Source organism: Prevotella histicola (assembly GCF_055385135.1).
In genome coordinates this window covers 1404323-1425762 of record NZ_AP043793.1, presented here as the reverse complement: position 1 = coordinate 1425762, position 21440 = coordinate 1404323, and the positions used below count along the sequence as shown (strand labels likewise).

The following is a 21440-nucleotide window of genomic DNA, read 5'->3' as shown; positions in this document are numbered from 1 at the left end:
TTGTATTGTTTTTACACGTGTGTTTTTGTATTATCACGCTTAGATAATTAATTATCACGCTTAGATAATACTTTATCAGACTTAGATAATACTTTATCACGCTTAGATAAAGTGAAAAGTCACGTGTAAAAACAATACAGAATACGGGATAAACGAATGCAAAGTCTATCCTTTCTGAATCTGAACCATAGTAAAAAGAGGAGTGAATGAGGGCTTTTATCTTTTTGCCCTTTTATCCTTTTAGCTTTTTATGGTTGTTCTTCACGAACACAAAACGCAGCAAAAGGAAGTTGATAGGTACGACTATAACCATTACAAGTATAGGCGATAGCCATTTACTTGCGCCTAACCACAGGAAGAACTGCAACAGTCCTATCTCTAATAAGTAATTGATGACATGACTACCCACGAAGCCTGCAGCATTGTTCTTCGTAGGTTTACCTTTGAAAGTGAAGTAAGTTGTCAGTGCATAGTTACAGATGAGGCCCACGCAGTAGCCTGCTGTGTAAGCAATCGTGGTATTAGTGAACAGCAGAAAAAGGCAATAGACACCATAATGGATAAGCGAACAGAGCGTACCTGTTATGCCAAAGCGGAACAGACGCCAGAAGTCCTGTCTCCAATGTAGCCATATTTCTTTCGTATGCAGCGTCATCTGATTGGAGTGTTAATCAAGTATTTGACTGATATTGTACAGTGGGCGTTGCTTCACTTCCTCATATATCTTCGCTATATACAGCCCTACAGCACCGAAAGAGATCATCAGCATAGCCCCAACGAACCATATACTAAGAATCAGAGATGCCCATCCAGGTACTTCTGTGTGGTTGATGAAAGCGTGAATGACGTAGATACCAATACCAAGACTGATGAAGAGGAAGATGATTCCCAAGTAAATGACGTAGTAGATAGGTTTGACAGAAAAGGAAGTGATACCATCTAATGCCAGGTTAAGCATCTTTCGCAGGGTATACTTTGAGTGTCCCGCCTCCCGTTCGCGGATATGGTCGTCAACAGTTGTGGACTTTAAGCCAATCAAAGGGATGAGACCGCGCAGATAAAGGTTACGTTCCTTATAGCCCGAGAGCATCTCGAGCGCCTGACGGCTCATCAATCGGAAGTCGGCATGGTTGAAAATGCTGTTCACTCCCATCTTTTCTTGCAGCCGATAGAAGGCTTGTGCTGACATACGCTTCAGTAGTGGGTCAGCTGTTCGTGATACTTTCACACCATAAACGATGTCATTCCCAGCCTGAAAGTCGTCCACCATCTGCGGAATACATGTCTTGTAATCGTCCTGAAGGTCGGCATCCAGCGTTATAACAGCGTCTGCCCAGTCCTTAGCAGTCATCATTCCAGCCATGATAGCATTCTGATGTCCCACGTTATGTGCAAGGTTGATACCACGGATACGGGCATTCTGCTTGTGAAGACGGCTGATAATCTCCCATGTTCGGTCACGACTACCGTCGTTGACAAACACGATGACCGATTCATTGGATATCTTTCCCTGAGCGATAAGATCGTCGAAGAGTGCTGTTAAGTGGGCAGCCGACTGTTCCAAAACCTCCTCTTCGTTGTAGCAAGGGGATACTGTTGCGAGTGTTATCATTTCTGTTTCTTCTGTCTGTTGACGAATTCTGTGAATGTAATGAACTCCTGTTTATCTGCTTTCATTGCCTTGATAAAACGGTCGAGTCGCTGTTCCAGCTCATGACCACAATGGTTTTTGATGATAAAAGGCATCTTGAATTCAGGATGTTCCTTGAGGTTATAGAACTCCCAAGGGTGGAAATACGTAACAAAGTATCCATCGTGGCGCAGTACCTGACGTACTAAGCAATGATAAAACCATTCGGGGAAGTTATGCAAAGCAAGCCAAAAGAGCGGGATACGGAGGTGAGGACTGACGCTGGCAGGTATCTCCATGACCTCATTACGCATGAACCAGGTGCGTGGAGTGGTAAGGTGCATGTATCTACCTGGTATGAAAGCAGGGTTCAGAGATGAGTTATAAAGGTATCCAGCCTTCTCTATATCCTCGTCAGAGACAGGGAACATGCGTGGCTGACGGTAGCCAGTGACCTTCACATCAGCTACTCGTTCTACGATTTCCTTCGACTTGAACACATCCTCCGGCTGTGGTTTCCAGTGGTCAACACCATGACATCCTATCTCATGTCCCTCGTTCTTGATGCGTTGCATTACTTCTGGAGCATGTTCAGCAAAGTTTCCTGTGCAGAAGAATGTGGCATGTACGTCGTTAGCCAACAGTATATCGAGGATCTTGTTTGTACCTTCAACGGATACTTTCATGCCCTCCTCAAGTGAGAAGTCTACCCCATGTTCGCGTGGAACATCAAACTCTTCCGTGTCAAAGCTCAGCAATATCATTTCAGTTTCCTTTATTTATTCTCCTGCAAAGTTACAATAAAATATCTTATCTGTAACTATTGTTATAGTAAAGGATGTCAAATTTAAGTTGTCGGGTATTGCCTTTGTGTATTACATAATTGTCACTGGTTCGTAAAAACGTTCCTTATTCGTTGGTCATTAACACCTTACAGCACACCTTGTGGCGGTTGGAAAGCCTGTTTGTTGTCGTTTTCTTCTGATGTGTTGCAGCCTAGCACCAATGGTGTTGCAGCCCAGCACATATGGAGTTGATGGTAAGCACCAGTCGTGCTAAGCGCTTAACGTCTCCCCGATAGCTACTGAAGCGATGGCAATGTATAGTTGAAAGAATACAGAAACACCACAGATGGACAGGAGTTATATGGTTCTAAAGGGGCTGTTTCTCAGAAGAAAAGATGTCGTAACTTCTTAAAAGATAATCCAGCAGGGGCTTCAGTGTCATTTAAGATCCCCTTACGGGAATAATATACAAACAGCACATCTGAAAACAGATGTGCTGTTACTATATATAATAAGGTGTGTTTGAAATGTCTTAAAATGCCTTTCCAAAGCTGATATAAGGGGCTGCCATCACCGTGTGGGCACTCTGTCGGGTCTTATCAAGCGTCAATGCAGTTGTCAGACCCACGCGGAATTGGAAGCCACGGGTGGAGGTGTAGCGGTAACCTACGTCTGTATAGCCAAATGCACTCACCTTATTCTCCGAAAAGCTAACGGTCTTTGCAACATAAGAACCAGATGGGTTGCTTGGGGCCTCATATTGAGTTACGCGGTAATGGTCATTGTATAACCCAACATTTACACCCACTCCCAACTCAAGTTTGCTCTTTCTCTTTCCGATGAGATAGTTTACTTCCAACGGAATAGAGTATACGCGGGTTGATGTAGCGTCGCCAAAGAACCAGTTAGACTCGGAATATCCAAAGCCCAGACCCGTACGATAGCCCCATGGAGAACCCTCCTTGAAGCGTGCATCATAGTTGATTCCAACCATCATGCTGGGTCCTAACAGTTCCAGGTAGACACTCTTGTCACGTGATTGTTCCTCTTGTGCAGAGGCAGTCAGTGTCCCTGTTAACAGAAATAGTCCTGTTAACAATATGAGTCTCAAGTTTAAAGTCTTCATAATTATTGTCTTATGTTTTTAGTTTAATAATGTTTATAGATGTACTTAGTAGATGCTTACAAAGGTAAAAAACTTTTTTATAAAATCATCTTGTCATATTCTAAAACCTAGATTATTCTCCTTATAAATAAAGATGTGCATCTTTGGGAAGGTATGTCCTAATGGAAAAAATCTTTAAAAAGCACACTTTAAATATCAATTCATTGTGTTTTTCTCCTTAAAACATTTTGTTATATCAATAATATTTCGCACTTTTGTCCTCAGTTATACTAACATAAACAAAAAGACAATCTGTGGAATGGCATTTCTGACATGTGATGTTGAGGTGTATGAATCAATCTTGTGCCAGATATTGAACGTGAAAAACTCATTTATATGAGTAGAACATAATCTCCATAGTTCATGCTGTTACAGTGGAATCTTTGTTAAATATGTCACGAAAGAAACGCAACAAGCAGATGCTCGCAATGGTTTTAATAGCCTTATTTGTAGCAGTCTCATCAGCACAAGCCGTTAGCTTTTCTGGTGGAGGTGAGTTGTGCGTTACGGAATCGGCTGCTTCGCGTTCGGAATATGTGCTTGTTTTCAGAGATGAATTCAATAAACCCGATGGTACATTGCCCGATCCTGAGGTGTGGACGCCTTGTGTGCGCCGTCCCAAAGTGACATGGGCACGCTTCTTGAGCAACTCTCCTAAGGTTGCTTTCATACAGGATGGGAATCTTGTTCTGCGTGCAATTCCTAATCCGAACAGGTCAACAGATGACGTAGACATGCTGACAGGTGGTATTAACAGTAGTCAGAAGTTCGCTTTTCGTTATGGTCGTGTAGAATGTCGAGCACTTGTTAACCCTTTTGTCGGTAACTTCCCAGCTATCTGGATGATGCCAAAAACGGCGTTGGCATGGCCAAAAGGAGGAGAGATAGACATCTTTGAACAGATAAATACGGAGCAGAAAGCCTATAGTACAGTACATTCTGCATGGACGAAGAGTCACCCTGATGAGACGCATTCTGGTAATGTGAACTTACCAATGAACCGTTATCACATCTACGCTTTGGAATGGGAAAAGGACGTTTTGACATTCTTTGCAGATGGTAAACAGGTGTATCAATATAAGAAACAGAACGATAGTCAGGAGCAATGGCCCTTTGATAAGTCTGATTTTTACCTGATACTCAATCAGTCTGTAGGCGATGGTACATGGGCAAAGATGCCAGATGTCATGCATACATATGAGATGCGGATTGATTGGATACGTGTTTATCAGAAGAAAAAAGATATTCCTCAAGTTGCAAAATCTGCTGTAAGCTGATTTCTAACAGCAATGTTGAGGGAGTATATAATATCAGAATAAAAATGATTATACTAACATAAACAAAGAAATAATCTATGGAAGAACAAATCGAAGTGAAAGAACTCGACAATGTTGTAGTACATTTCTCTGGTGATTCTGGTGATGGTATGCAGCTTGCGGGAAACATTTTCACCACTGTTTCGGCAACAGTGGGCAATGGTGTGTCTACATTTCCGGACTATCCGGCAGACATTCGTGCCCCGCAAGGGTCTTTAACGGGTGTGAGTGGGTTCCAGGTTCACATTGGAGCAGGTAAGGTTTATACCCCAGGTGACCGTTGTGACGTGCTTGTAGCAATGAATGCTGCTGCACTGAAGATGCAGTATAGACACTGTAAACCTAATGGAACAATCATTATTGATACTGATTCTTTCGGTCAGCGTGACCTTCAGAAGGCAGAGTTTCGTAGTGATGACTACCTCGGAGAGATGGGTATTGACCCAGATCGGGTGGTAGCTTGTCCGATAACAAAGATGGTCAAGGACTGTCTTGCAGACACTGGAATGGACAATAAGTCCATGTTAAAGTGCCGAAACATGTTTGCCTTAGGTCTTGTTTGCTGGCTTTTCAACCGTGATCTCACCTTAGTTAATAATTACCTTGAGAAGAAATTCAAGAAGAAACCTGCTATTGCTGAGGCTAATATACGTGTTGTTCAGGCTGGATATGACTATGGACACAATGTTCATGCATCTGTTCCAAACACCTATCGGGTAGAATCTGCAGTGAAAGAGCCTGGTCGTTACATGGATATTACGGGTAATAAGGCAACTGCTTATGGCCTTATGGCTGCTGCAGAGCGTGCTGGTCTGCGTTTGTTCTTAGGTTCTTATCCTATCACACCAGCAACGGATATCCTTCACGAGTTGGCTAAACACAAGTCAATGGGTGTAACAACGGTTCAGTGTGAGGACGAGATAGCAGGTTGTGCATCGGCTATCGGAGCTGCATTTGCAGGCGCTTTGGCTGCCACATCAACCTCTGGACCTGGTATTTGTTTGAAGAGTGAGGCCATGAACCTTGCCCTTATCGATGAGTTACCATTGGTTATCGTTGACGTACAACGTGGTGGTCCATCAACAGGTATGCCTACAAAGAGTGAGCAGACCGACCTGTTACAGGTGCTTTATGGGCGTAATGGTGAGAGTCCAATGCCTGTTATTGCTGCAACAAGCCCTACAGATTGTTTCGATGCAGCCTATAATGCGTGCAAGATAGCACTGGAACACATGACACCTGTGGTACTTCTTACTGATGCTTTCATTGCTAATGGTTCGTCAGCATGGAAACTTCCGAACATAGAAGAGCTGCCTGAGATTCATCCACACTTTGTTACTGAGGATCAGAAGTATAAGTATACTCCATACAAACGTGACCCAGAGACACTCGCTCGTTACTGGGCTATCCCTGGAACAGAGGGATATACGCATATACTTGGTGGTCTTGAGAAGGATGGAGAGACGGGAAGTATCTCTACAGATCCTGAGAATCACGACAAGATGGACCGTCTTCGTTGGGATAAGGTGGCACGTATCCCTGTGCCAGACTTGAAGGTTTTGGGTGATGAAAAGGATGCTGACCTCCTTATTGTGGGCTTCGGAAGTAGTTATGGTCACCTCTATTCAGCAATGGAAGAGTTGCGTGCAAAAGGTCATAAGGTTGCTTTGGCACAGTTCAAGTATGTGAATCCGTTACCAAAGAACACTGCTGAAGTGCTTGCTCGTTATAAGAAAGTTGTTGTAGCAGAGCAGAATCTTGGTCAGTTGGCAGCCCTTCTGCGTATTCGTATCAACCACTTCGCTCCTTATCAGTATAACCAAGTTAAGGGTCAACCATTCGTTGTCAGCGAGTTGGTTACTACATTTGAGAAGCTCCTCAAGGCTCCATTGCCAAAAGAAGAGAGTGGTACGTTCTATACAAAGATACTTCAGTAAACGAGTATATAAGTGAATGAGTTGGCGAGTTATGGGTTAAGAAGCGTCGGAATTAGCTGTAAAGCAGGTTCTATTATGGAGAAATAACATCAGGTTTAGATAAGTCTAAAATCCTGACTCCCTAACTTCTTGTCTTCAATAACTCCCCAAACTCCTTTAACTTCTCTAACTCCTTAAATTAAAAAAGACATGAATCAATATACAGCACAAGACTTTAAGAAAGGCCAACCACGCTGGTGTCCAGGTTGTGGTGACCACTTTTTCCTTGCCAGTCTGCAGAAAGCAATGGCCGAACTGGGCGTTCCTCCTTATGAAACGGCCGTCATCAGTGGTATCGGATGCTCAAGCCGATTGCCTTATTATGCTAACACTTATGCCATGCAGACCATTCATGGTCGTGCAGCAGCCATATCTACAGGGGCGAAAGTAACCAATCCAAACCTCACTATATGGCAGGTTTCGGGCGATGGTGATGCTCTTGCCATCGGTGGTAACCACTTCATTCACGCTATGCGCCGTAATGTTGACCTGAATATGATCCTTCTGAATAACCGTATCTATGGTTTGACAAAGGGTCAGTATTCACCAACCAGTCCACGAGGCTTCGTGTCTAAGTCCAGTCCTTTCGGTACAACGGAGGACCCATTCCGCCCAGCAGAGCTCTGTTTTGGTGCGCGTGGTAACTTCTTTGCACGTAGTGTGGCAAGTGACAATAATGAGACTATTGCTATTCTGAAGGCTGCTTATCAGCACAAAGGTGCTGCCGTATGTGAGATTTTGCAGAATTGTGTCATCTTTAATGATAACTGTCACAGTTCCGTTTATACCTCTCAGGGACGCAAAGAGAATGCTATCTACGTTAAACATGGCGAACCTTTGATCTTTGGACCTAACCAAGAATATGGTCTTATACAGGAAGGTTTTGGCCTGAAGGTGGTGAAGATTGGTGAGAATGGTGTGAAGAAAGAGGATATTCTCGTACATGATGCCCATTGTCAGGACAATACTTTGCAGCTGAAACTTGCCATGATGAGTAATGAAGACGGCTTCCCTATAGCACTCGGAGTCATCCGTGACGTTGAAGCACCTACCTATGATGCTGCTGTCAATCAACAGATAGAGGAGGTGAAGGCACAGAAGCATTACCACAACTTCATGGAAATGCTGGAAACCAACGATATATGGGAGGTCAAAGAATAATAAAATAAGACAAAAAGAAGCTTGCATGGGAAAGAGAAATGGTGTATCTTTGTAATCTGATAACCATATGATACATCATGAACAGACTATCTTCTTTCCTACATAGCAAGAGTATTTTACAGGCAAATGCCAATCACTGGCGCACAGATGTGGTGTCAGGGATTGGCATTTTCTTGTTTCTTTATCTTTTACAACCCTTTGGTATCAGTCAATATCAGGGTAATACTCTTCTTATGTGTCTTGGTTTTGGTGCGATGACGGTATGTGTTCAGTGGCTCTGTACGGCTCTTTTCTTTGGCAGAACGTCAAAAAGAAAACAGCAGATAACCAATGGCTATTCCCTTTTGCATAGTATTGTTACAGAATTGGCAATGGCTGTTTCAATGACTATCTATGCAGCTTTCTTCTTCGGCGAGCCCTTGAGTTGGGCATTGTTTGGGTTGTTCTTTTACTGGACTTTCCTCATTTGGCTACTTGTTATGGGACTCTCTGTGCTGTTAAGTAAGAACAGAATACTGAATAACAGACTGGAGGAGCTGATTAAAAAGACTACTGATGAGCAAGCAGGAGTCATGATAACCCTACATGATCAGAATCTTCGAGGAGCTGATCTCACATTACCCATCAATGATTTGCTTTATATTGAATCACGAAAAAACAATGTTTCCGTATGTTATATAAAAGAGGGAAGGGTTGAAAAGACGGAACTTCGCTCAACGTTGTCTGCTCTGAAAAGTGGTCTTCCTTACGAAAACATCTTCCAATGTCACCGTTCTTTCCTTGTTAATATCAATAATATCATTTCAGCAAAGGGTAATTCTAATGGTTATCAGTTGCGCCTTTCTAGTTGTGAAGATATTATTCCCGTCTCCCGTTCATTTGTCCCCGGGCTTCGTTCTTTTGTAGATTAGTGTGCGGAAACGCTGCGTTTAGTCTGTTAATATTCCCCTTTTAGAATTCATTTTGTGCTATTACAGAAAATTACAAGGCGCTTGTAGAAGTATTACAGACGCCTTGTAGAAGTATTACAAAGGCCTTGTAATCTTTCTACAAAGCCTTTGTAATTTTCTGGAGAAGGGACTTCTATCTTCTGAGAGCGGCTCTTCTGTCCCTTGTTTTGTACTCTTTGACGTACTTTTTTAATGTTATTCATTCGTCCCAAAACGTAGTATTTCAGCGTCTTTGATAGCTATATAGCCCATGTTCTCGTTGTCTGTCCCCACTATTTGGAGGCAGAAAAAAGCCTTCATACATTTGCATCAGAAATTTATATTTCAACTTTTAAAATTAATATGTTTCACTTTAAAAATTTAAATGTATGAAGAATCTGATTTCAAAGTTCGTTATCGTGGTTGCCTTTATGTGTGCAACGAGTGTAAATGCACAGAACAATCCACAGTTTGAGACAGCGTTAGGGACCGTGCTCCGTAGTGTTAATGCCGACAATGCCTCGTCAGTATTAAAAGGTATGGATGCGTTGAAGCATGTTGAGGCACAGTATCCTAATACCTGGCTCCCCATGTATTATCGCACGCTTTATGCTCTTCAGTATGCTGTTCGTTTCCCAGAGGATAGTCATTCCTCTCTCTTCATTGATGCAGTGAAGAATGATGTAGACGCTTTACAGTCGAAAGAAGGTGTTGACCGTTCTGAGGTTTTGGTGCTCCAAGGGTTATATTATACGGCACTCATCGTACGGAATCCCTCTGAAAATTGTAAACGATATTGTACGGATGCAATCATCGGTTACAAGTCGGCTATTGGTGTAAATCCAAGTAATCCACGTGCACATCTTCTTCTTTACATCTTCCTTGATAAGCTCAGTAAAGCTACAGGGCGTCCGAGTATGAATGATCCCAAGGAGTTAACAACCATCCAACAACTCTTTGCAAGTGAGAAAACTACTGGTCTGCAGCCAGCATGGGGGCGCGAAGTGATGGATATTTATAAACTGAAGTAAGTGTTCTTAAATAAACAAAGGACGGTAAAGATGTTGATCTTTATCGTCCTTTGTTTTGTTATGGGCTGTGATAAACCCTAATTTTAATAAGTGATCTCCGTTGTTTTCATTACTCTTAGCGTTCAAAGATAAGCCTTACAGCTTCTCACCAAAGCAAAGATCGCCAGCATCACCGAAGCCAGGAACAATGTATTTATGCTCGTTTAGCCCTTCATCAATAGCTGCGCACCAGATCGTTGTTGAGTCTTCTGGGAACGTTTTCTTGATGTGTGCAATGCCCTCTGGTGTAGCCAATAAGCATGCAACGTGTACGTGGCGAGGTGTACCTTTGGATAAAATAGCCTTGTATCCCAACTCCATAGAACCGCCAGTAGCCAGCATTGGATCGGCAATGATAAGTGTCTTGCCATTGATGTCAGGTGTAGCGAGATACTCAACGTGGATTCCTACCTCATGATGAGCCGCATCCTTATATTCACGATAAGCGCTGACAAAAGCATTGCCAGCGTGGTCGAAGATGTTTAAAAAGCCATTATGAAAAGGCAATCCGGCGCGGAAGATAGTAGCAAGGACAATCTTATCAGTCGGAACTTGAACCTTTGCTGTTCCTAAAGGAGTAATGACGTCCTTAGATTCGTAGTTCAATGTCTTCGAAATCTCAAAGGCTTCAAACTCTCCAATACGCATAACATTGTTGCGAAAGAGCAGTCTGTTCTTCTGATAATCCTTGTCACGAATCTCAGCCAGGTACTGGTTGATGATGGAATTCTGTTCTGAAAAGTTGATGATTTCCATTTTTATTTTTAGATGTTTTAGGTGTATGGGGATGTAACCCACCATGCAAAATTTCGGCAAAATTAAACAATTCTCCGAATTTTTGCAACGTCTGATTTACAAATATACCGATGGTCTTGTTTTTTTTAACATCTTTAACCTTGCAGAAGGATACTTAGGAACATTTTTCTTGCTATTTTTTGTTTGGAGTTAATAATTATATTACCTTTGCGGTGTCTTTGTTAGGAGACGTAAAAAGCTAAGGATAAAATCAATTTTCAACTAAATACATTTAACGAAATGGCAAAGTTTGATAAGAGCGTACTTGAGAAGTACGGAATTACTGGTACAACAGAAGTACTTTACAATCCTTCTTATGAGGTATTGTTCAATGAGGAAACAAAGGAAGGTCTTGAGGGCTATGAAAAGGGTTACGAGACTGAGCTTGGTGCTATCAACGTAATGACTGGTATCTACACTGGTCGTTCTCCTAAAGATAAGTTCATCGTTGATGATGAGAACTCTCATGATACAGTATGGTGGGATTCTGAGGAGTACCATAACGATAACCATCGTGCAACTAAAGAAGCTTGGACAGCTGTTAAGGACATCGCTAAGAAAGAGCTTTCTAACAAGCGCCTTTTCGTAGTTGATGGTTTCTGCGGTACACACAAGGATACACGTATGAAGATTCGTTTCATCGTTGAGGTTGCTTGGCAGGCTCACTTTGTAACAAACATGTTCATCCGTCCAAAGTCAGAGGCAGACTTCGATCAGGAGCCAGACTTCATCGTTTACAATGCTTCTAAGGCTAAGGTTGAGAACTGGAAGGAGCTTGGTCTCCATTCAGAGACTTGTGTAATGTTCAACGTAACATCTAAGGAGCAGGTAATTGTTAACACATGGTACGGTGGTGAGATGAAGAAGGGTATGTTCTCTATGATGAACTACTTCTTGCCATTGAAGGGTATGGCTTCTATGCACTGCTCTGCTAACACTGACATGAACGGCGAGAACACTGCTATCTTCTTCGGTCTTTCTGGTACAGGTAAGACTACTCTTTCTACTGATCCAAAGCGTAAGCTCATCGGTGATGACGAGCACGGATGGGATGACAAGGGTATCTTCAACTACGAAGGTGGTTGCTATGCTAAGGTTATCAACCTTGATAAGGAGTCAGAGCCAGACATCTACGGTGCTATCACACGTGATGCTCTCCTCGAGAACGTAACTGTTGACAAGAATGGTAAGATTGATTTCGCTGATAAGAGCGTAACTGAGAACACTCGTGTTTCTTACCCAATCTATCATATTAAGAACATCCAGCGTCCTGAGTCACAGGGTCCAGCTGCTAAGCAGGTAATCTTCCTTTCAGCTGATGCATTCGGTGTATTGCCTCCAGTATCAATCTTGACTCCAGAGCAGACTAAGTATTACTTCCTCTCTGGCTTCACAGCTAAGTTGGCTGGTACTGAGCGTGGTATCACAGAGCCTACTCCAACATTCTCTGCTTGCTTCGGTCAGGCATTCTTGGAGCTCCATCCAACAAAGTATGCTGAGGAGTTGGTTAAGAAGATGCAGCAGAGTGGCGCTAAGGCTTACTTAGTTAACACTGGTTGGAACGGTACAGGCAAGCGTATTTCTATCCGCGATACTCGTGGTATCATCGACGCTATCTTGAACCACTCAATCGACGCTGCTCCAACAAAGCAGATTCCTTACTTCGACTTCACTGTTCCTACAAAGCTCGAAGGTGTTGCTACTGAGATCCTCGATCCACGTGACACTTACGCTGATGCAGCTCAGTGGGATGAGAAGGCTAAGGACCTCGCAGCTCGTTTCATCAAGAACTTCAAGAAGTATGAGAACAACGAGGCTGGTAAGGCTCTCGTAGCAGCTGGTCCACAGCTCTAATTTTCTCAGAAGAACTTCTGAATAAATAATGATAACTCCTACTCACATTACTGTGAGTAGGAGTTTTTTTGTTATAAATTTGGTGTTTTTGTAGGTGTTTTTGTCGTGCTTGATACTTTGATGTAAGTCAAAATAAGTTGTTAAAGTATGAATACTTCCTGCAGAAGTGAGGAAAATGTCTTGGTTGTCTGTATCTTTGTACCATCTTTTGAACAGCAACCAACGAATGGTTAGCTTTTAGTATAGTATTTAAATCATAGAAACATGTTATTAGATTCCGAGACGATGCTATTACTTGGAGGTGTCATGGTTATGACAATTCTCAGTATTATAGCGCTGACATTCAGCAATATTCGTTAAGTTTCTGTAAGGAAGACAGTGTGAGTAGATTGCACTGTCTTCTTTTTTAATCCTAAACAAACTTAAAAAATCAAGTAGAATTTCAATATTTTGCATAATTAACCTCGTAAAAGAAGCTTATTCTGAAGAATTCTGATTATATTTGCAGTTAAATTCATTAATTAGTATCTGATGAGTAATAAGATATATTTCCTTGTGGCTCTTATGTTGACCACATTCACGTTGTCTTCATGTTTGAAAGATGAAAGTGATAACAAGACAACAACTTATAACGACACAGCGATAACGGCTTTCTCTTTAGGACAGCTAACACAGGTCCGTGATACTGTTACAAAGGATGGTCGGGATAGTGTTTATAAAAAGAAATTCAATGCAAGTAAGGTCAAGTTCTATATTGATCAGGCACAAGGATTAATATATAATCCAGATTCTTTGCCCTATGGGACAGATGTTGCACATGTATTGACAAAGGTTTCAACCAAGAATTTTGGGACAGTCGTTTTCACGTCTAATAAGGATGGTAAGCAGTATTATTATTCGGAGAATGACTCTTTGGACTTTACGCAACCAATAAAGTTCCGTGTGTATTCAGCTTCAGGGGACAGTTATCGTGATTATAGAATCTCTGTTAATGCTCATAAACAGAAGGGTAATGTCTTTACTTGGACAGCAATGCGTGATAATAGCAACTTTGCAAGTCTGACAACAATGAAGACTGTGAGTGTTGGCGACAAGTTATTTGTCTTTGGTACAAATGGTTCACAAACAGTTGGATATACAACGTCAATAACAGATGGTAATAGCTGGGTAAGACTTAATAAGACTTTCTCGGCAAATGCTTATAAGGGAATCTTGTCACAGGGCAGTAAACTTTTTGCGGTTGATAACAATCAGGTGCTGACCTCAACTGATGGTAACACTTGGGCTGTGGTTGCGACAAATGGTAATCTTAAGCAACTTGTAGCCGCATCATCTTCAGAGTTATTTGCTCTTACCACTAATGATAAACTTGTTGTATCAAAGGATGGTGGATTGACATGGGCAAATGAATCGCTCGACAGTGATGCATCTTATCTGCCAGTAAACAATGTTAGTTATGTTCTTTCATCAGCAACTGGTAATGAGAATGTTAGTCATGTGATGCTTGTAGGACAAACAGCTGCGGGAAAAAGCGTTGTATGGACAAGATTGTCAGATAGTAATACCTCCAGTATTGCTAATCAGTGGACTCTTGTTGAAAGTAACATGAGCAGATATTTGTTACCAGTATACAAGCATCTTACGGTTGTTCGTTATGATAATGCAGCTTTAGCAATGGGCTTGACAGCAAGTAACGAGGCAGCTCAGATGCTTTTGTCACGTGATGGAGGTATAACTTGGGCGAGTGATGCTGCCTTCTCATATCCTAAAGATGTGCGTCTTGGTAATACGTTTACTGCTGCTGTTGATAAAAAACAGTTTGTTTGGATTATTAGTGGTAGTAAAGTGTGGCGTGGAAGGTTAAATAGAGTGGCATGGGATATTAATCTGAGCAGTGCTACTGAATAATAAATGAAAGGACTCAATTATGAGGCGAAGTGTCATAAGTCTTCTTATTCTGTTTAGCTCTGTACCGGTATTGGCACAGACAGATCCTGAATATAAGATGGAGATTGGTGCTGGTGTCGGAATGATGGGGTATCTTGGTGACTTTAATAGTTCACTTTTTAAAGATTTACAACCTATGGGGACTGTACTTGCACGATACAATCTCAGTCCTTATATGGGGTTTAAAATGAATGTTTCGTTTGGGAAAATGAAAGGTTCTTCAGCTGATGTGAAGACATATTATCCAAGGTTTGCATCAGCTCCCTATACTTTTAATAACTCTTTAGTCGATGTAGGATTGGCTTATGAGTATAATTTTCTCCCATATGGGACAGGTCATGATTATCGTGGTGCTCAGCGTTTGTCTCCTTATGTAACAATAGGATTGGGCGCTACGTATGTGAAGATAGATAATGGGGATCGTAAATCTGCATTTACGGCTAATCTTCCTATTGGAGTAGGAGTTAAGTACAAGATTGGGGAACGAACGAATATTGGGTTGGAATGGGCTATGCATTTCTCTCTTAGTGATGAGTTGGATGGTCAGAAAGATCCTTATGGTATAAAAAGTAGTGGGCTCTTTAAGAATACTGATTGTTACTCAACACTTCAGCTAACATTCTCGTATAGCTTCTCGGCAAAGTGCCGTACATGTCATAATGAGGATGAATAGACAGGCTGTGGACGATAATAAGTAAAACAAAAGAAAAGGTTATCTCTTCAAATATATGACAGAAGGAATAGACATGACGCGAATACCTGAGCATATAGCTATCATTATGGATGGTAATGGTCGTTGGGCAACTGAACGAAATAAGCCTCGTTCATATGGTCATCAGGCTGGAGTGGATACGGTTCGTCGTATCACTTCTGAGTGTGTTCGGCTTGGCGTGAAGTATTTAACGCTCTATACATTCTCTACTGAGAACTGGAGTCGTCCTTCTGATGAGGTAGCTGCCTTGATGGGACTGGTCCTTACATCGCTGGAGGACGAAATTTTTATGAAGAATAATGTGCGTTTTCGAGTGATTGGCGATATCGCACGTTTGCCACAAGAGGTACAGAATAAACTGCATGAGACGGAAGAACATACCGCAAAGAACTCAGCAATGACCATGGTGGTAGCTTTAAGCTATAGTGCACGTTGGGAGATTACGAAGGCAATGAGGGAGATTATTGCAGAACATCAGCTAGATAGTAGCAGCTTTATTCAGCCAGAAATGATAACAGAAGATGTTATTAGTCGTCACCTACAGACTAATTTTATGCCAGATCCCGACTTGCTGATAAGAACAGGGGGTGAGTTGCGTATCTCCAATTATCTGTTATGGCAGATTGCTTACTCTGAACTTTACTTCTGTGATACTTATTGGCCAGACTTTGATGAGCTGGATCTGCATAAAGCTATTGGAAGTTTTCAGCAGCGGCAACGCCGTTTCGGAAAGACTGAGAAACAAATTGAAAATGAAAATAAATAAGTTACACGATAGATGACTAATATAAATAAGGTATTGATACTCCTTGCTCTCGCCTCTGGGATGAGTCTTACAACGAGGGCACAAGAGAAAATCGTAAACCCAGATATCAGTTATGGAGGTAATCCACATACTTATAAGTTGGCTGGATTAGCTGTGACAGGTATTGATGGTTATGAAGACTATGTTCTTACAGGTATATCGGGGCTTAGTGTCGGGCAGCAGATAGAGGTGCCTGGTACTGCTATTACTGATGCTGTGAAGCGTTATTGGAAGCATGGTCTCTTCTCTGATGTCTCTATAACAGCTGATTCTATCGTTGGAGATAATATTTATTTGAAGATTCATCTTTCTCCTCGTCCACGAATCTCAACCATTAATTACAATGGATTGAAGAAGAGTGAAAGAGAAGATATGGAGAAAAAGTTGGGACTTGTTAAGGGTGGACAGATAACTCCGAATATGATTGACCGCGCAAAAGTACTTGCTAAGAAGTACTTTGACGATAAGGGCTATAAGAATGCTGTTATTTCGATTCGGCAAAGGGATGATGTTCTTAATAAGAATCAGGTTATTCTTGATATCGATGTCGATAAAAAGGAGAAGTTAAAGGTACGTCAAATCATCATTGAGGGTAATGAACATTTATCTGATAATAAGATCAAAGGTACATTATTCACTAAAGGTGCTTTTACCAAGACCCATGAAGCAGGTAAATTAGAGAACATTCTGAAGTCGAAAAAGTTCACTCCAGAGCGTTGGACGGAAGATAAGAAAAATCTTATTACGAAGTACAACGAGTATGGATATCGTGATGCAACGATCTTGAAAGACAGTGTATGGAATGTTGATCCAAAGCATGTTGATGTCTATGTAAAAGTTGATGAGGGTAAAAAGTATTATATCCGCAATATTACATGGGTGGGAAATACTGTTTATTCGAGCGATTATCTTTCACGTCTTCTTGATATGAAGAAGGGTGATGTGTATAATCAAACTTATTTGAATAAGCGTCTTTCTCAAGATGAAGATGCCGTTGGAAATGCTTATTGGAACAATGGTTATCTCTTCTATAACCTTCAACCGACGGAAGTAAATATTGTGGGTGACTCGATAGATCTTGAGATGCGTATCTATGAAGGACAGCAAGCACATATCAATCGAGTGACGATTAATGGTAATGACCGTCTTTATGAGAATGTCGTGCGTCGTGAGTTACGTACAAAGCCTGGTGATCTCTTCTCGAAAGAAGCTCTCCAACGTTCTGCACGTGAGTTAGCATCTATGGGACATTTTGACCCTGAAGCTATCAATCCTGTACCAAAGCCAAACTACGAAGACGGTACGGTAGATATTAATTACAACCTTAAGCAGAAGTCAAATGATCAGGTAGAGCTCTCGCTAGGCTGGGGACAGACAGGTGTTATAGGCCGAGTTGGTTTGAAGTTGAACAACTTCTCAATGGCAAACCTCTTCCGTAGAAATCGTGAACATCGAGGTATTCTGCCTATTGGAGATGGTGAAACATTGTCATTGGGAGCACAGACAAACGGTACTTACTATCAGTCATATAATGCACAGTATTCAACTAACTGGTTGGGTGGTAAGCGTCCTATTCAGTTTAGTGTTGGTGTTTCTTATTCTAAGCAGACTGATGTCTCAAGCAATTACTATAATAGTGCTTACATGAATAATTATAATAATTACCTGTATGGGTATGGCAATTATAATTATAATAATTATCAGAACTATTATGATCCTGATAAGTATGTGAAGTTGTTGGGTATCTATGTTGGTTGGGGTAAGCGCTTGAACTGGCCTGATGACTACTTTACACTTTCTCTACAATTGCAATATCAACGTTATATGTTGCGTAATTGGCGTTATTTCATTATGTCAAATGGTTCAGCAAATAACCTTAATTTAAACGTTTCGCTCAATCGTACGTCAACAGATAACCAGCTCTTCCCACGTCGTGGTTCAGACTTTACTGTATCACTGACGATAACTCCACCTTGGTCAAAGTGGGATGGCAAGGACTATGCACACTTGGCAACGGATCGTAATTCTCCGACCTATTCAAAAGAACAACAAGAGAAATATCGTTGGGTAGAGTATCATAAGTGGAAGTTCAAGGCTCGTACTTTTACTGCTCTTACAAATGGACAGAAGTGCTTTGTCTTGGTAACACGAGTTGAATTTGGTTTGTTAGGAAGCTATAATAAACATAAGAAGAGTCCGTTTGAAACCTATTATATGGGTGGTGATGGTATGAGTGGATATTCTACAGGATATGCAGAAGAAACTGTCGGCTTGCGTGGTTATGAGAATGGGTCTCTTACTCCTTATGGTGCAGAGGGCTATGCTTATGATCGCTTCTCACTCGAACTTCGTTATCCGTTCCTTTTGGGTAATACTACCATCTATGGATTAGGATTTGTTGAGGCTGGTAATGCATGGACAGAAACAAGTAAGTTCAATCCATTTGATATGAAACGTTCAGCAGGTATTGGTGTACGTATATTCCTCCCAATGGTTGGATTGATGGGTATTGATTGGGCTTATGGATTCGATAAAGTCTTTGGTCAGAAGGGTGGAAGTCAATTCCACTTCATCCTTGGACAAGAGTTTTAATGGAATGAACTTTCATGTTTAGTCGTTGAACATTAAGAAGAGAATCTGTATAAAAAGGATTTATAGGTTTATAATTAAATATAGAAGGATGATGAATAAAAAGAAGATATTGAGCAAAGTATTGAGGTATGTTTTACCTCTTTACCTTTTTACTCTTTTGCCTTTGTCAGCTTCTGCGCAGAAGTTTGCACTAATTGATATGGAGTATATTCTCCGTAATGTGCCTGCTTATGAGCGTGCTAACGAACAGTTAAATCAAGTCAGTAAGAAGTGGCAAGCTGAAGTTGAGGCTCTCAATACGGAAGCTTCTACAATGTATAAGAACTATCAGAACGAAGTTGTTTTCCTTTCTCAAGAACAAAAGAAGAAAAAACAAGAGGCTATTGTTGCAAAAGAAAAGCAAGCTTCAGACCTCAAGCGTAAGTATTTCGGTCCTGAAGGTGAACTTTTTAAGAAGCGTACGAGCTTGATAACCCCAATACAAGATGAAATCTATAATGCTGTCAAGGACATTGCTGACCAGCGTGGCTATAGTCTTGTAATTGATCGTTCTAGCAATTCTGCAGGTATAATCTATGGATCACCTAAGGTTGATATCAGCAATGAAGTATTACAGAAGCTTGGTTATTCAAATCAGTAACGAGTTTATAAACAATTAAAACGATAAGAAAAATGAAAAAGTTATTTTTAATGTTGATGCTCTGTGCACCGATGACATTGTTTGCACAGAAGTTTGGTCACTTAGATTCACAGGCTCTTCTCCAATCTCTTCCAGAGGCTACAGCTGTTCAGAGTAAGTTGGAGGCTAAAGGTAAAGTATATCAGAAGCAGCTTGAAGATATGCAGGCAGAACTTCAGCGTCAGGCAGATGCTTATGATAAGTCTAAGAGCACAATGAATGCAACAAAGCAGGCTGAAACAGAGAAGAACTTACAGGATATGTATAACAAGATCCAGCAGACAGCTCAGGACAACCAGAAGGCTTTCAATGAGGAGCAGCAGAAGCAACTTGGCCCTGTTCTTGAGAAAGTTCGTAATGCTATTGCAGCAGTAGCTAAGGCTGGTAACTATGTTTATATTATGGAAAAGGCAGCAGGCCAACCATTGTATATCAATGAAGCACTTAGCAAGGATATCACTGCAGAGGTTAAGGCCCAGCTGGCTAAGATGAAGTAAAAGTGAGAACGGGTGCCTTTGCCCCGTCATTTATTCTCTTACCTTAATATTATAAAGTAAGAGATAGGGTGAGGTCACCGCATGAGTTTATATTCTTGCGATGACCTTTTTTTATTCAGAGACATAAAATACATATGATGAAGAAATTATTCTTGTCCTTTGCTATGGTGTTGTTGCCGCTTATGGCAGCTGCTCAGCAAACGGTTCCAGTATTGAAATTCGCTTATTTTAGTTATGACAAAGTATTGCATGCGATGGCAGACTATGCTGCGGCGACACGTAGTTATAATGATTTAAAAGCAAAATATGATGCCGAAGCGAAGCGTTCTGCTGACGATTTTAATAGTCGTTATGAGGAATTTCTTGATGTGCAACGTAAGTTAGAGCCATCTATTCTTCGTAAAAGACAGGCCGAATTAGAAGAACTGATGGATCGTAATGTGGCTTTCCGTAAGGAGACAGAACGCTTATTAAAGAAAGCAGAAGATGATATTTATGCTCCTGTTCGCAGAAAACTTGATGCAACAGTTCGTGGGATGGGGAAGGAAAGTGGCTATGCTTTCATTCTCAATTCAGATAATAATACTCTTTTGTATGTGGATACAGCGAAGGGAGAGGATATCACAGATGCACTCATTGCTGTGCTTAAGTAAGGTGAAAGGGTAAAAAGATAATGACAAGCTATTCACAAGCACCAGGACCTATTGGAGTTTTTGATTCTGGTTATGGCGGTCTGACAATCTTACATGGTATTCGTCAGCTTCTTCCAGAGTACGATTATCTCTATCTAGGGGATAATGCTCGTGCACCTTATGGGTCACGTTCCTTTGATGTTGTATATCAGTTTACGCGTCAGGCTGTTATGAAACTCTTTGAGTCAGGTTGTCAGTTGGTTATTTTGGGTTGTAATACGGCATCCGCAAAGGCTCTCCGTAGCATACAGCAGAATGATCTCCCGAAGCTTGATCCAAACAGAAGAGTGCTGGGAGTCATTCGTCCTACAGCTGAAATTATAGGTAAACTGACCCATTCACAACATGTAGGTTTGTTAGCAACAGAGGGAACAGTAAAGAGTCATAGCTATAATATGGAGATTCAGAAGTTATGGCCAGATGTGAAAGTAACAGGTGTAGCTTGTCCTTTGTGGGTCCCGATTATAGAGAACAATGAAGCAGATAGCCCTGGAGCTGATTACTTTGTTAAGAAGCGTATTGATCATATTATGCGCCTTGACCCTGAAATAGATACTGTCATTCTTGGCTGTACTCATTACCCTATACTGATGTCGAAGATTTTGAAGCATGTGCCGCGTGGGATAAAAATAGTCCCACAGGGAGAGTATGTTGCCGAAAGTCTTCAGGATTACCTTCATCGTCATCCTGACATGGAGCGTCGTTGTACGAAGCATGGTACCGTGAAGTATCTTACAACAGAGAATCCTGAGAAGTTTAAAGAGAGTGCTCGTATCTTTCTTAATGATGAGATTAGTGTAGAACATGTTGACTTGGAATAAGACGGATTGTGCAA

19 protein-coding genes are annotated in these 21440 nt (G+C 41.4%); 14 read left to right on the top strand and 5 right to left on the bottom strand.

Going from position 1 to position 21440, the window contains the following annotated elements:
• Nucleotides 1-232 precede the first annotated feature (232 nt).
• The 4 genes from ACZ48L_RS05890 to ACZ48L_RS05875 form a co-directional block, all read right to left on the bottom strand.
• Entirely contained in the window at nucleotides 233-655 is a 423-nt protein-coding gene (locus ACZ48L_RS05890) for a GtrA family protein (protein ID WP_008823372.1), read from the bottom strand.
• Nucleotides 656-667: 12 nt separating this feature from the next.
• A complete protein-coding gene (locus ACZ48L_RS05885) occupies nucleotides 668-1612 on the bottom strand; it encodes a glycosyltransferase family 2 protein (RefSeq protein WP_025792600.1) in 945 nt (314 codons plus the stop codon).
• Nucleotides 1609-2394, bottom strand: coding sequence for a polysaccharide deacetylase family protein (locus ACZ48L_RS05880; protein WP_025792601.1), 786 nt, complete (start codon nucleotides 2392-2394; stop codon nucleotides 1609-1611). The genes ACZ48L_RS05885 and ACZ48L_RS05880 overlap by 4 nt, the downstream gene beginning before the upstream one ends.
• A 553-nt stretch (nucleotides 2395-2947) precedes the next feature.
• Nucleotides 2948-3541, bottom strand: a complete 594-nt coding sequence (locus ACZ48L_RS05875; protein ID WP_008823369.1) for a hypothetical protein — start codon at nucleotides 3539-3541, stop codon at nucleotides 2948-2950.
• 431 nt (nucleotides 3542-3972) lie between these two features.
• Here ACZ48L_RS05875 and ACZ48L_RS05870 point away from each other — a divergent pair, with 431 nt between their 5' ends.
• The 5 genes from ACZ48L_RS05870 to ACZ48L_RS05850 all read left to right on the top strand — a co-directional run bounded on the left by ACZ48L_RS05870 (nucleotide 3973) and on the right by ACZ48L_RS05850 (nucleotide 9993).
• A complete protein-coding gene (locus ACZ48L_RS05870) occupies nucleotides 3973-4857 on the top strand; it encodes a glycoside hydrolase family 16 protein (protein ID WP_025792604.1) in 885 nt (294 codons plus the stop codon).
• A gap of 77 nt (nucleotides 4858-4934) precedes the next feature.
• On the top strand, nucleotides 4935-6833 hold the full coding sequence (locus ACZ48L_RS05865) for a 2-oxoacid:acceptor oxidoreductase subunit alpha (protein WP_464721964.1): 1899 nt from the start codon (nucleotides 4935-4937) through the stop codon (nucleotides 6831-6833).
• 189 nt (nucleotides 6834-7022) lie between these two features.
• Nucleotides 7023-8033 carry a 2-oxoacid:ferredoxin oxidoreductase subunit beta gene (locus ACZ48L_RS05860; protein ID WP_311563223.1) on the top strand — a complete coding sequence of 337 codons (1011 nt, stop codon included), beginning with the start codon at nucleotides 7023-7025 and terminating at the stop codon, nucleotides 8031-8033.
• Nucleotides 8034-8110: 77 nt separating this feature from the next.
• The gene (locus ACZ48L_RS05855) at nucleotides 8111-8944 is read left to right on the top strand and encodes a LytTR family DNA-binding domain-containing protein (protein WP_025792606.1); all 834 of its coding nucleotides are present in this window, start codon (nucleotides 8111-8113) and stop codon (nucleotides 8942-8944) included.
• Nucleotides 8945-9351: 407 nt separating this feature from the next.
• Nucleotides 9352-9993: a hypothetical protein gene (locus ACZ48L_RS05850; RefSeq protein ID WP_025792608.1), complete on the top strand. Its 642-nt coding sequence runs from the start codon at nucleotides 9352-9354 to the stop codon at nucleotides 9991-9993.
• Between the two features lie 135 nt (nucleotides 9994-10128).
• On the opposite strand, the gene upp is transcribed toward ACZ48L_RS05850, so the two are convergent.
• A complete protein-coding gene (gene upp / locus ACZ48L_RS05845) occupies nucleotides 10129-10788 on the bottom strand; it encodes a uracil phosphoribosyltransferase (protein WP_008823352.1) in 660 nt (219 codons plus the stop codon).
• A 279-nt stretch (nucleotides 10789-11067) separates the two neighbouring features.
• Here upp and pckA point away from each other — a divergent pair, with 279 nt between their 5' ends.
• The 9 genes from pckA to murI all read left to right on the top strand — a co-directional run bounded on the left by pckA (nucleotide 11068) and on the right by murI (nucleotide 21426).
• Nucleotides 11068-12681, top strand: coding sequence for a phosphoenolpyruvate carboxykinase (ATP) (gene pckA / locus ACZ48L_RS05840; RefSeq protein WP_008823351.1), 1614 nt, complete (start codon nucleotides 11068-11070; stop codon nucleotides 12679-12681).
• Nucleotides 12682-13212: 531 nt separating this feature from the next.
• Complete coding sequence (locus ACZ48L_RS05835) at nucleotides 13213-14589, top strand: DUF6242 domain-containing protein (protein WP_025792611.1); 1377 nt, start codon at nucleotides 13213-13215, stop codon at nucleotides 14587-14589.
• A gap of 19 nt (nucleotides 14590-14608) precedes the next feature.
• Entirely contained in the window at nucleotides 14609-15301 is a 693-nt protein-coding gene (gene porG, locus ACZ48L_RS05830) for a type IX secretion system protein PorG (RefSeq protein ID WP_025792613.1), read from the top strand.
• 55 nt (nucleotides 15302-15356) lie between these two features.
• Nucleotides 15357-16106 (top strand): isoprenyl transferase, encoded by a 750-nt coding sequence (locus ACZ48L_RS05825; protein WP_025792615.1) that lies wholly within the window; start codon nucleotides 15357-15359, stop codon nucleotides 16104-16106.
• A gap of 12 nt (nucleotides 16107-16118) precedes the next feature.
• A complete protein-coding gene (locus tag ACZ48L_RS05820) occupies nucleotides 16119-18737 on the top strand; it encodes a BamA/OMP85 family outer membrane protein (protein WP_025792617.1) in 2619 nt (872 codons plus the stop codon).
• Nucleotides 18738-18828: 91 nt separating this feature from the next.
• On the top strand, nucleotides 18829-19377 hold the full coding sequence (locus tag ACZ48L_RS05815) for an OmpH/Skp family outer membrane protein (protein ID WP_008823345.1): 549 nt from the start codon (nucleotides 18829-18831) through the stop codon (nucleotides 19375-19377).
• Nucleotides 19378-19409: 32 nt separating this feature from the next.
• On the top strand, nucleotides 19410-19913 hold the full coding sequence (locus tag ACZ48L_RS05810; protein WP_008823344.1) for an OmpH/Skp family outer membrane protein: 504 nt from the start codon (nucleotides 19410-19412) through the stop codon (nucleotides 19911-19913).
• 137 nt (nucleotides 19914-20050) lie between these two features.
• Complete coding sequence (locus ACZ48L_RS05805; protein ID WP_025792620.1) at nucleotides 20051-20566, top strand: OmpH/Skp family outer membrane protein; 516 nt, start codon at nucleotides 20051-20053, stop codon at nucleotides 20564-20566.
• 20 nt (nucleotides 20567-20586) lie between these two features.
• Nucleotides 20587-21426, top strand: coding sequence for a glutamate racemase (murI, locus tag ACZ48L_RS05800; RefSeq protein ID WP_025792622.1), 840 nt, complete (start codon nucleotides 20587-20589; stop codon nucleotides 21424-21426).
• Nucleotides 21427-21440 lie beyond the last annotated feature (14 nt).